Source organism: uncultured Roseivirga sp., assembly GCF_963973945.1.
Classification (GTDB): Bacteria; Bacteroidota; Bacteroidia; order Cytophagales; family Cyclobacteriaceae; genus Roseivirga.
In genome coordinates this window covers 46,898-58,587 of record NZ_CAXBBV010000003.1, presented here as the reverse complement: position 1 = coordinate 58,587, position 11,690 = coordinate 46,898, and the positions used below count along the sequence as shown (strand labels likewise).

Here is an 11,690-nt window from a genome sequence, read left to right as displayed (position 1 = left end):
AACAATGGGTTTCATGCCAATCATAGTCGCATTATTAGGGTTTATCCTCCTATTTTCGATTTACATATACAATCAAATAAAACCTCGAAAAGCCAATATCACCAAAACCATTGATAAAATGGAGGAGGTTAGTCGTGAAAGAAAACAATTGATTTTAGGCTATGATAGTGCCAATGACGCTTCACCACTAGCGGATATAGCCACCCAACTTAGAAAGACTTCAACCGATAGATTTCAAAGTTTCAATAAAGAAGAAACGTTGATTGATGAAATTAATAGAGCAGCTCCTCAAATTTCTGATAAATCATTATCCACCCAAATTCAGCGATTGAATGAGCAACAAAAGCAATTGTTACGGACTTTAAAAACCACCTCGGGTGAGTATAATAGGTTTATTGCTTCACCATCAAATAAAATGGTGGCCTCACTTTTTGGCTTCAAGACTTTTTGATTCTATTTCAGACAAAACGTATTTCAGTACACCACTGTGATCGTCATGTTTAAACCACTTGACGTGCTCATTCTTTTTAAACCAAGTCATCTGACGCTTGGCATATCTGCGTGAATTTCTTTTGAGCAATCTTATTGCTTCTTCCTTGTCATAATCTCCTTCCAAGTAACCGAAGATTTCTTTGTAGCCTACTGTTTGCAATGCATTCAAGTGCTTATGCTTATGAAATGCTTGGGCTTCTTCAAATAGGCCATTTTCAATCATTTGATCCATCCTCAGATCAATGCGCTCATACAGTTTTTCTCGCTCCATTTCAAGACCGACCATAATGACATGAAAAGGTCTGTCTACCTTCTTTCCCGTTCTAAAGCTACTGAATGGTTTTCCTGTAGTGCGAATGACTTCCAATGCACGGGTAACTCGTTGTGGATTATTTAAATCAGCTTGTTTACAGTAATCAGGATCCTTTTCCTTTAGCTCACTTACCAATACGGAAAGCCCTTTGTTTTCAAGTTCAAAGTTCAATTCATCTCTAAGGTGAGGCGATACAGGGGGCAAATCATCCAAACCATAGCAAACGGCATCAACAAACAACCCAGAGCCTCCCACCATTACAGCAACGTTTCGTTCCGAATAGATATTTTCGAGTATTTCAAGAGCCTCGTTTTCGAATCTCCTTACATCATAATGGTCATGAATAGACAGCGAATTTATGAGGTGATGTTTTACAGTAGAAAGCTCTTCAGCATCTGGCTTAGCAGTCCCAATTTCTAACTCCCTATAAAATTGTCTAGAGTCGGCCGAAACCACCTCACTACCAATATTTTGAGCCAATTTAATTGAATGAGCTGTTTTGCCTACGGCCGTGGGCCCCACCACACAAATCAAAAAGTTAAACTTAATCACACCTCCTATTTGAATCGTCATAATTAATGAATAAACTTGCCACACTTCAACCTAGACATCCCATTTTGAGCAGAAAGATACTTATCGTAGACGATAATGACATAAATCGTCAATACTTACGTTCCGTTTTATCGGACGAAGATACTGAATTGCTGTCAGCCTCAGGTGGCCAAATGGCCTTAAAATTCCTTGAAAACCATATTCCTGATATTATACTTATGGACATTCAAATGCCTGAAATGGATGGTTTTGAATGTTTAAACCATATAAAGCAAAAACACACCGACTACCCCTCTCTCATTTTTGCCGTCACTGGTTTTTCAGATGACTTTGGTAATACTTCATTTAAAGAACTGGGGTTTGATGAATTATTTTTGAAGCCCATTAAGGCTGCTATTTTTAAAGATCAGATTGGTGAGTTATTAAAGAAATGGAGGGAAGAAAAATCAAGTTCGAATCGCATATTAAGGTCTTCAGATGCCGAATTAATAGATATAAGAATAGTCAAAGAACTAAGGAAATACGCTTCTCAAAAAGAACTTATAGAGATATACAAAGAGTTTGAAAACGAGACTTCCTCTGCACTGGAACAGATAAAGTCCCACATTGAGTCAAATGATATTGATAAAATTTTAAGTATCTTGCATACTATCAAGGGAAATTCAGCATCATTAGGATTGACCCCTATTGCTAAATTTTCTGAGCAATTAGAATTCAAAATAAAAAAATCCGAAACTATAGATTTGGAAAATTATTTACCTGAATTGCTTGATTTATTTGCTAAATTCGTAAGTAATTACGAAAGAATTTTAAACTTAAACTAAATGACTGAAGTGGATTATAAAAACGTACTCGTTGCGGAAGACAGTTCCGTAATTCAAAACCTTTTGAAAAAGATCCTGCTTTTTGAAAACTGCAAAATCACCTCTGCTAAAGATGGTCAAAGTGTGTTGGACAAGTATGAAAAAGATCACTATGATCTCATTATAATGGACTTCAACCTTCCTGTAATGAGTGGATTAGAAGCCACTAAAAAAATTAGGGCCATTAAAAACAAAAAAGGGAAAGTGCCAATTATTGGAATATCAGGAAATGCGAAGAACCTTCCTGAAAGCACCTTTTTCGATGCTGGAATTAATGAGTATATGCAAAAGCCATTAGACTACGATAAGCTTATTGAACTGGTTAAAAAATACACTGCAACTGCTGAATGACTGTTAGATACACGAAACAATTTTTGAGCAAACTCGAAGATATATTCGCTGAATCTGATTATGTATTGCGATATGAGAAAGGCAGTTTCAAATCAGGATACTGCCTTCTACACGACACCAAAATCGCTATAGTTAATAAATATTATACTACAGAAGGTAAGATCACCTGTCTGATTGATATTTTAAAGTCCGTTCAAATAGACAAGTCTAAGCTCAACGAAAAGAATAGAAAGCTTTTAATGGAGTTGTCTCAAACTGAAATTGACCTGTGAAAGTTACTTTTTTAGGCACTGGAACCTCACAAGGAGTCCCTGTAATTGGATGCGCTTGTGAGGTTTGTCGTTCATTAGACTTCAGAGACAAAAGATTAAGAACATCTATTCATATAGAAATTGGTGACTCAAGCATTATTTTCGATTCTGGCCCAGACTTCAGACAGCAAATTTTAAGAGAAAACATTACTTGCCTTGATGCTCTGGTCTTTACGCATGAGCATAAAGATCATACCGCAGGAATGGATGATATTCGATCGTTCAATTTTCTACAAAAGAAGGACATTCCTGTGTACGCTCGAAAAAATGTAATTGAACAACTCAAAAGGGAATTTGCCTACATCTTTAGCGAAACCAAGTATCCAGGCATTCCTTCGGTAGACATTAAGGAGATTAAGAACACTCCATTTGTTATTGGCAAAACCGAAATAATTCCAATAGAGGTGACTCACTTTAAACTACCCGTTTTTGGTTTTCGAATTAAAGACTTCACCTACATTACAGATGCAAAAACAATCTCAGACACGGAGAAAGAGAAAATAAAAGGGTCGAAAATTTTAGTGATAAACGCACTTCAAAAAGAAGAACACCCTAGTCATATGACATTAAACGAGGCCATTGCTTTGGCTAAGGAAATGAACGCTGATAAAACCTACTTCACCCACCTAAGCCATAAAATGGGTACTCATAAAAAAACAGAGAAACTTTTGCCAGAAAATATCGAAATAGCTTACGATGGGCTGAAAATCGAAATCTAGTGCACCTTAATTTTTATGTTTTAAAACGGCTTTCAAAATCCTTGGATTCAATACTTCAAGGTGCACAACTGGTAGAATCTTTCAGTCAGGAGAAGAATGAGCTTATTTTAGGTTTTATTCTAAACAATAAAGAGAGCTTTTACATAAGGGCTACACTTCAAAGCGATTTTACTGCGCTATCATTTCCAGAGAGTTTTGCTCGAAGCAAAAGGAATAGCGCAGACCTCTTCCCTTTCTTAATTAACCGCAAAGTTCAGTCGGTTCATCAGTATGAAAACGAAAGAGCATTTCATATTAAGTTTAAAAATGGTGCTATACTTCTTTTTAAGATGCACGGCAACCGCTCCAATATTATCTTAATTCCTAAGGGGCAAAACCCTCAGTTACTCAAAAAGAAGCTAGTAATTGACAATAATATTGACCTCTTAAGTTTAGAAAGACCGATTGAGCGCACAGAAGCTTTGTACACAGCAGACTCTGACTACCTTAAATTCTATCCCACTTTTGGCAAGTTGATCAAAGCATACCTATTATCAACCAACTTTGGGAGTTTGAGTACTAGCGAACAATGGATTGCACTTGAAAAACTAGTAGATGATTTAGAGCATAACCCTTTCTTCATTTCGCACTTAAGTGGAGTACCCGTGTTGAGCTTAATCGATTACGGAGATAATACTCAAGCCTTATCTAACGACCCTATTCATGCATTAAACCGCTTTTACCGGGCCTTTCATACCGAGTATTTTTTCGAAAAAGAAAAGAAAAATTTGCAACAACAGTTCAGTAAAAAAATCAATCAAGCCAAAAGCTATATCACCAAAACAGAAGCTCAGTTAGTTAAACTGGAAACGAGCACAGCGCCCAATCAAATTGCTGATATCATTATGGCAAATCTGCATGCCATTCCTTCAGGAACTACTACAGCTAACCTGTTTAACTTTTACACTGAACAAAACATTGAAATCAAATTAAACAAATCCCTCTCTCCTCAGAAAAATGCTGAAAATTATTATCGAAAATCGAAAAACAGGAGAATAGAGATTGAAAAATTGACTGAGAATATTCTTAATAAGGAAGAGCAGTTAATCACTCTACAGGCTCAAAAGGACTCAATTGATCAGACCAATACTCTTAAAGAATTAAGATCGATCATCAAGACTAGTGGCATTGAGACATCACATAGTAACCAAGAAATTAATCTTCCATACAAGGTTTTCACGGTCCAAAGCTATCAAGTGTGGGTGGGCAAAAATGCTAAGTCCAATGATGAGCTCACTTTGAAACATTCTTATAAAGAAGACCTTTGGCTGCATGCCAAAGACGTTCCTGGCTCTCATGTTTTAATCAAGCATCAAGCAGGAAAAACCATTCCTATATCCGTAATAGAAAGAGCTGCAGGTTTTGCAGCCTACTATTCAAAAAGAAAAACCGATACGTTAGTACCGGTTATTTATACTCCTGCAAAACATGTACGAAAAAAGAAAGGTGCAGCTCCTGGTCAAGTATTCGTAGCACAAGAAAAAGTCATGATGGTTCCCTCTCAAGGCCCACAATCAGATACTTAATCTGCAATATTAAGTTTTAACATATTTGTTCTACCCCTTTCACGAATAGGCATACTGGCAGTAGTAATAAACACATCACCTTGCTCTAAATGCCCATTTGCTTTAAGAATATTCTCGTGGTCTTTAAAAGTTTGGTCGGTAGACTCTTGACTATCATAGAAGTATCCTCGAACCCCCCAAACTAAAGCCAGTTTAGTCAACAAACTCTTTTTTGGTGTGAAAATAAAGATATTTGATTTTGGTCTGTGAGAAGATAGTTTAAATGCTGTATACCCCGACACTGTATTCCCCAAAACCGCAGTAGCTTCAATTCTTTCTGCTAAACGACAAGCCGACAACATAATGTTATCATTCATGTAAGTATCGCTCGACTCCAAAGGCTCATAAAAGTTACAATAGATGCTTTGGGCAGAAGACTCAACCGATGCAATAGTTTTAGCCATACTCTTGATGGTTTGAACGGGATACTTCCCAGCAGCAGTTTCGGCTGAGAGCATCAATGCATCAGCACCATCTAAAACAGCATTCGCCACATCATTGGTTTCAGCTCTGGTCGGCCGCGGATTATAAATCATGCTCTCCATCATTTGGGTAGCAATAATCACAGGTTTAGCCGCCAAATTACATTTCTCAACGATCATCTTTTGAGCGATTGGCACTTCCTCCATTACAATTTCAACACCCAAATCTCCACGAGCCACCATTAAGGCATCAGACTCGGCAATGATTTCATCTATATTCTGGAGCGCTTCTGGCTTTTCAATTTTCGCAATAATTCTGCAATCCTTCCCTGCTGCTTGAATTCTCGATCGCAAATCACGAATATCATCAGCATGACGCACAAATGATAAAGCAATCCAATCGACATCGTTCTCTAAACCAAAAGCTAAATCTTCAATGTCCTTTGGAGTGAGTGATGGAGCCGATACCTTGGTAAAAGGTAGGTTAATGCCTTTTTTCGACTTGAGCATACCACCGTACTTCACCACACAAGTAACATCATCTCCATTAATTGACTTAACCGTAAGCTCTAGGTTGCCATCATCAATCAAGATCATGTCCCCAACACTTACATCGGTTGAGAGGTTTTCATAAACAGTTGATACTTTTTTACTATTTCCCACCATCTGTTCGGTGGTAATCACTATTTCTTGGCCTGGTGTAATCAAAACTTCACCGCCTTCAATTTCACCAACCCTTATTTTAGGTCCTTGTAAATCTTGAAGAATTGAGCAATAGGTGCCTAGCTCATTGTTAAGGTCTCTTATTCTTTCTATAATTTGAGACTTGTTTGCATGATCGCCATGCGAAAAATTTAAGCGAAAAACATTAACACCAGCATAAATCAGTTCCTTTAGCATCTCTTTAGAGTCGCTTGCTGGACCGACTGTAGCTACGATTTTAGCTTTATTGATATTCTTATTATAACCCATATTAAAATATTAGATTGTCCTTAGACTTTAAGGCTGCTGTGTCCATTAACACTGCGAATTGAACGAAAGGTATTTCTTTGATTTTTGAAATGAAAGCGTTTAGGTCAAAACCGACAGATTCATTCTCTAACATAATAAAATAGTCGAAATTCTTTAACTCAGGAATAATAAACGCATTGAATTGCTCTTCTCCATCCACCGCTCTATTTCGAATTAATCTGAAAGTTTGATATTCAGTTTTATACAAGTAGTTAGATATTGACAAAGCTTTATTACCTGTAAAATCAAGCTCAATATTTTTCATTTTGGCCAAATCCCACCCCAAGCTTTTATTTAGCATCCAAGCCAGTTTATATTCCTTCACACTGGCGTTAACTGCTACCAGTTCAAAATCTATCTCATAAGAAATTTCGAGCTTATTTTTTGCCATAAATGCGAAAAAAACAGGTTTCTTTATACTCAAAGAACCAACGACAAGATTAAAAAATATGTTTGACATTATTGTTAATTTGCATTTCTTTGCAGCACGTTTTAACTAAAATTTTCCAAAATGTCGGACATTGCATCAAAAGTAAAGGATATCATCATTGATAAACTAGGAGTAGAAGAATCAGAGGTGACTCCCGAAGCAAGCTTCACTAATGATCTTGGAGCAGATTCACTTGACACAGTTGAGTTAATCATGGAGTTCGAGAAAGAATTCAACATTTCAATTCCAGATGATCAAGCAGAGAACATTGGCACAGTAGGTGATGCCATCTCTTACCTGGAAGCTAACGTTAGCAATTAATAACTTTTCCTTACTACTCTTATATGCAATTAAAGCGAGTTGTAGTAACAGGCCTTGGCGCACTAACACCTTTAGGGAACAATCTCGATACATATTGGGATAACCTAATTAAAGGTGTAAGTGGTGCTGGGCCTATCACCCGTTTCAATCCAGAAAAATTTAAAACTCAGTTTGCCTGCGAAGTGAAGGATTACGATCCTTTAAATTATTTCGACAGGAAAGAGGTACGTAAGATGGACCTCTTTACGCAATTCGCGATGATTGCGGCTACTGAAGCTTTTGAACACTCAGGCTTGGACTTAGCGTCTATTGACCTATCCAAGGCTGGAGTAATTTGGGGATCAGGAATTGGAGGACTAAAAACCTTTCAGGATGAAGTAATGTCATTCGCACAAGGTGATGGTACCCCAAGGTTCAATCCTTTCTTTATTCCAAAAATGATTGCAGACATATCTTCGGGTATGATCTCAATGAAATATGGTTTCCGCGGGCCTAACTTTGTAACTGTTTCAGCTTGTGCTTCAGCTACCAACGCCATGATTGATGCTATGACCTATATTAAATTAGGCAAAGCTAAAGTCATGATCACTGGTGGTTCAGAAGCTTCTGTTACCGAAGCAGGAATGGGCGGATTTAATTCCATGAAAGCTCTTTCTGAGAGAAATGATAGTCCACAAACAGCATCAAGACCTTTTGACAAAGACAGAGATGGCTTTGTATTAGGAGAAGGCGCTGGGGCTTTAATTCTTGAAGAATATGAGCATGCAAAAGCACGTGGGGCTAAAATCTATGCAGAAATTGTAGGTGGCGGAATGTCGGCTGATGCCTATCACATTACCGCTCCACATCCAGAAGGCCTAGGAGCTACAAGCGTTATGATTAATGCGCTTGAAGACGCTGAAATGCAGCCTGAGGAGATTGATTACATCAATGTACACGGCACCTCTACTCCTTTGGGAGATATGAGTGAAGTAATAGCCATTGAAAAAGTATTTGGTGAGCATGCTTACAACCTGAACATTAGCTCTACAAAGTCGATGACAGGTCACCTTTTAGGAGCTGCTGGAGCTATTGAGGCTATTGCAGCAATAAAATCAATAGAACATCAAATTGTTCCTCCAACCATCAATCATTTTACTGATGATGACCAGTTCAATCCTAAGTTGAATTTCACATTCAATAAAGCTCAGGAAAGAACAATCAATGCCTGCTTGAGTAATACCTTTGGCTTTGGTGGTCACAACACATCAGTTGTATTTAGAAAACTGGATTGAAAGTGCGGTTGTGGTTAACCCAATTTAAAACCCTTTCAAAAGAAGATAAAAAGCTTATTGCCTCAATTAAAACAATTGTAGGCAGTAAGCCTTTTAATTTAAAACCTTACAAAATCGCCACTCAACACACCTCTGTTGCCAAATCGGTGAAAGATGGAGTGAAAGAATCGAACGAAAGGTTAGAGTACCTAGGTGATGCCGTTTTAGGACTTGTAGTCGCTAATTACATCTTCAAAAAATACCCTTATAAAGACGAAGGCTTTCTTACAGAAATAAGATCAAGAATTGTAAGTAGGGACTCCTTGAACCTTCTTGCCAGAAAAATTGGAGTAAATCACATTGTCCAATTTGACACAAAGAGAAAAACTCCAAACTCTCACAAATCTATTTATGGCAATACGCTAGAAGCCCTTATTGGGGCGGTTTATGTCGATCAAGGTTTTAAGCGTTCTCAAAAGTTCATTGTTAAAAAGTTACTAATCCCTCATTTTGATATTGAAGAGATTATTAGCACCACCAAAAATTACAAAAGCAAACTGATTGAATGGTCGCAGAAGAGTGGGAAAACCACTAGCTTTGAGCTGCTTGAAACCAAAGAGAAGACCCACTTTAAGGAGTTTGTGATTCAAGTTTTAATTGATGACGAACCAATAGCCAAAGGGCATGGTTTAAGCAAAAAGAAAGCAGAGCAAGATGCAGCCCGTGAGGCCTGTATTTCACTTGAAATTGAATAAATGGGAATTTATCGTATTGGTACTGCCACAGTAAACCAAACCCCTCTCGACTGGACAAACAATATTCTTCAACTCAAAAAGGCTTTAAAAGAAGCCCGAAGTGAAGGAATTGAAATCTTATGTTTTCCCGAATTATCTGTAACTGCTTATGGCTGCGAGGATTTATTTCTTAGCCATTGGCTGCCTGAAAAAGCAAAGCGTTTTTTACCCGAACTCATTGCTGAAACAAAGGATTTGTTTACCAGCTTCAATCTTCCCTTAGCTTTTGGCGGAAAACTGTACAATTGTGCTGTGGTGGTTTACAACCAAGAAATATTAGGTGTGTATGCCAAACAGTATATGGCGCTAGATGGAGTACATTACGAACCACGGTGGTTTACTCCATGGCCCATTGGCGAAGTATTAGAAATTGAAATAGATGGAAAAAACTACCCAATAGGAGATCTTACTTTTGACTTCAAAGATTGGAAGATAGGTTTTGAGATTTGTGAAGATGCTTGGAGAGATGTTCTTCGTCCTGCCCATAGGCTTTGTGTAAAAAAGGTTAACCTAATACTCAACCCAAGCGCCAGCCACTTTGCAATGGAGAAAACATTGCAGCGAATTGACTTGGTAAAGAATTCTTCTAAAGACTTCAAATGCACCTATGTGTATGCCAACCTGCTAGGCAATGAGGCTGGCAGAATGATCTATGATGGGGAAATGATGATTGCCCAAGACGGTGAGCTGGTTTTAAGAAATGAATTATTTTCTTTCAAGCCACATCAGGTTATTTGGGCAGATGTAAACTCTGACGGAAACACGCAACCACACAATGTTAATCCAATAGACCCGAAGGAAATTGAGTTCCCGAAAGCCGCTGGTTTAGCTTTGTATGATTATTTAAGAAAAAGCCGAAGCAATGGTTATGCGTTATCAATAAGTGGTGGTGCTGATTCAGCCACTTGTGCGGTACTGGTAGCTGAAATGGTAAAAAGAGCCATTGAAACTTTAGGGAAATCAGAATTCTTAAAAAGCATTAACCGACTTGATTTAGAAGAAAAGAGTCAAAAAGAGATTGTCGGAGAAATTTTCACAACTGCCTATCAAGGATCAGTTAACTCATCGGATGATACGTTAACTGCTGCTCAAGAACTTGCAAATTCCATTGGATCTACCTTTTACCATTGGACAATCGACAAGGCGGTTGAGAATTACACTTCGACTATAGAAACGGCCATTGAGAGAAAATTGAATTGGGAAACTGATGATATTACGCTCCAGAATATTCAGGCCCGTTCCAGAAGCCCTATTATATGGATGCTCGCCAACATTAAAAACAGAGTACTGTTGACCACTTCAAACCGAAGCGAAGGCAGTGTGGGTTATGCCACCATGGATGGCGACACTAGTGGTAGCCTAGCCCCTATTTCGAGTGTTGATAAAGTCTTTATCAGAAAATGGCTTGTTTATGCCGAAGAACACTTGGGTTACTCTGGCTTGGCCAAGATTAATGCCTTAGCACCAACCGCTGAACTAAGACCAAAAGACCAGCATCAAACCGATGAGGATGATTTAATGCCCTACCCTGTTTTGCTCGCCATTGAGCAATTGGCCATTCGAGATCATCAATCGCCAAAAGAGGTTTTCGCAAACTTGAAAAATAAAGGGCTAGAGGATGAAAATCTCTTGAAGGATCACATTATTAAATTCTACAAACTTTGGAGTAGAAACCAGTGGAAAAGAGAACGCCTTGCCCCTGCATTTCATTTAGATGAATTCAATGTTGATCCACGCACTTGGTGTCGATTCCCGATTTTATCAGCTGGTTTTATAGAAGAGTTGAATGAATTATAAGGAAAATGGAGTTTAAAGTTGACTTTGTACAGCCACACGAATTCCCTGCGATTGTCGAAGTTTGGGAGGCTTCTGTTAGGGCTACTCATCATTTTCTGAAAGAAGAAGACATAGCCTATTTCAAACCCTTAATTCTAAACGAGTATTTAAAAGCTGTTGATTTACGCTGTGTTCGCGATAGCAACAAAAATATAATTGGCTTTCTTGGGGTAGCAGAACAAAACATTGAAATGCTTTTTATTCACCCAGATGCTCGTGGCAAAGGAATTGGGAAAGTACTGACCCAATATGCCATAAGAAAGCTTCATTCCTCCAAGGTAGATGTAAATGAAGACAACGAACAAGCCGTTGGGTTCTACCAAAACATGGGTTTCAAAATCATTGGCCGCTCTGAACTCGATGGTACAGGTAAGCCTTACCCACTATTGCATATGGAATTGAAAAATTGACTTGATAA

14 protein-coding genes are annotated in these 11,690 nt (G+C 38.1%); 11 read left to right on the top strand and 3 right to left on the bottom strand.

Annotated features, from left to right (window positions below; all coding sequences use genetic code 11):
- Window positions 1-13: 13 nt before the first annotated feature.
- Window positions 14-451, top strand: coding sequence for a hypothetical protein (locus AAC026_RS06585; RefSeq protein ID WP_339696135.1), 438 nt, complete (start codon window positions 14-16; stop codon window positions 449-451).
- Here the strand turns inward: AAC026_RS06585 and miaA are convergent.
- Window positions 425-1,378 carry a tRNA (adenosine(37)-N6)-dimethylallyltransferase MiaA gene (gene miaA / locus AAC026_RS06580; protein ID WP_339696132.1) on the bottom strand — a complete coding sequence of 318 codons (954 nt, stop codon included), beginning with the start codon at window positions 1,376-1,378 and terminating at the stop codon, window positions 425-427. The two genes, AAC026_RS06585 and miaA, sit on opposite strands and share 27 nt — an antisense overlap.
- Before the next feature lie 5 nt (window positions 1,379-1,383).
- On the opposite strand from miaA, the gene AAC026_RS06575 reads away from it, so the two are divergent.
- Genes AAC026_RS06575 through AAC026_RS06555 form a run of 5 tightly spaced genes read left to right on the top strand, consistent with a single transcriptional unit; the run spans window position 1,384 to window position 5,166 of the window.
- Window positions 1,384-2,181: a response regulator gene (locus AAC026_RS06575; protein WP_339696129.1), complete on the top strand. Its 798-nt coding sequence runs from the start codon at window positions 1,384-1,386 to the stop codon at window positions 2,179-2,181.
- Window positions 2,182-2,571 carry a response regulator gene (locus AAC026_RS06570; protein ID WP_339606057.1) on the top strand — a complete coding sequence of 130 codons (390 nt, stop codon included), beginning with the start codon at window positions 2,182-2,184 and terminating at the stop codon, window positions 2,569-2,571. It abuts the gene before it with no gap.
- Entirely contained in the window at window positions 2,568-2,843 is a 276-nt protein-coding gene (locus AAC026_RS06565; RefSeq protein ID WP_339696126.1) for a hypothetical protein, read from the top strand. Before AAC026_RS06570 ends, AAC026_RS06565 begins: the two co-directional genes overlap by 4 nt.
- Window positions 2,840-3,601 (top strand): MBL fold metallo-hydrolase, encoded by a 762-nt coding sequence (locus AAC026_RS06560; RefSeq protein ID WP_339696123.1) that lies wholly within the window; start codon window positions 2,840-2,842, stop codon window positions 3,599-3,601. The genes AAC026_RS06565 and AAC026_RS06560 overlap by 4 nt, the downstream gene beginning before the upstream one ends.
- 41 nt (window positions 3,602-3,642) lie before the next feature.
- Window positions 3,643-5,166: an NFACT RNA binding domain-containing protein gene (locus AAC026_RS06555; protein ID WP_339696120.1), complete on the top strand. Its 1,524-nt coding sequence runs from the start codon at window positions 3,643-3,645 to the stop codon at window positions 5,164-5,166.
- Here AAC026_RS06555 and pyk read toward each other — a convergent pair.
- Both pyk and AAC026_RS06545 read right to left on the bottom strand, forming a co-directional pair.
- Window positions 5,163-6,599, bottom strand: coding sequence for a pyruvate kinase (gene pyk, locus AAC026_RS06550; RefSeq protein ID WP_339606054.1), 1,437 nt, complete (start codon window positions 6,597-6,599; stop codon window positions 5,163-5,165). The two genes, AAC026_RS06555 and pyk, sit on opposite strands and share 4 nt — an antisense overlap.
- Window position 6,600: 1 nt before the next feature.
- A complete protein-coding gene (locus AAC026_RS06545; RefSeq protein WP_339696117.1) occupies window positions 6,601-7,098 on the bottom strand; it encodes an IPExxxVDY family protein in 498 nt (165 codons plus the stop codon).
- 51 nt (window positions 7,099-7,149) lie between these two features.
- Between AAC026_RS06545 and AAC026_RS06540 the strand changes: the two genes are divergently transcribed.
- The 5 genes from AAC026_RS06540 to AAC026_RS06520 are packed head-to-tail and all read left to right on the top strand — an operon-like array spanning window position 7,150 to window position 11,682.
- The gene (locus AAC026_RS06540; RefSeq protein WP_053223003.1) at window positions 7,150-7,389 is read left to right on the top strand and encodes an acyl carrier protein; all 240 of its coding nucleotides are present in this window, start codon (window positions 7,150-7,152) and stop codon (window positions 7,387-7,389) included.
- A 23-nt stretch (window positions 7,390-7,412) separates the two neighbouring features.
- Window positions 7,413-8,663, top strand: a complete 1,251-nt coding sequence (gene fabF / locus AAC026_RS06535; RefSeq protein WP_339606052.1) for a beta-ketoacyl-ACP synthase II — start codon at window positions 7,413-7,415, stop codon at window positions 8,661-8,663.
- 2 nt (window positions 8,664-8,665) lie between these two features.
- On the top strand, window positions 8,666-9,397 hold the full coding sequence (rnc, locus tag AAC026_RS06530) for a ribonuclease III (protein ID WP_339606079.1): 732 nt from the start codon (window positions 8,666-8,668) through the stop codon (window positions 9,395-9,397).
- Entirely contained in the window at window positions 9,398-11,233 is a 1,836-nt protein-coding gene (gene nadE, locus AAC026_RS06525; RefSeq protein WP_339696114.1) for an NAD(+) synthase, read from the top strand.
- A 5-nt stretch (window positions 11,234-11,238) separates the two neighbouring features.
- Entirely contained in the window at window positions 11,239-11,682 is a 444-nt protein-coding gene (locus tag AAC026_RS06520; RefSeq protein ID WP_339696111.1) for an acetyltransferase, read from the top strand.
- The last annotated feature ends 8 nt before the right edge of the window (window positions 11,683-11,690 follow it).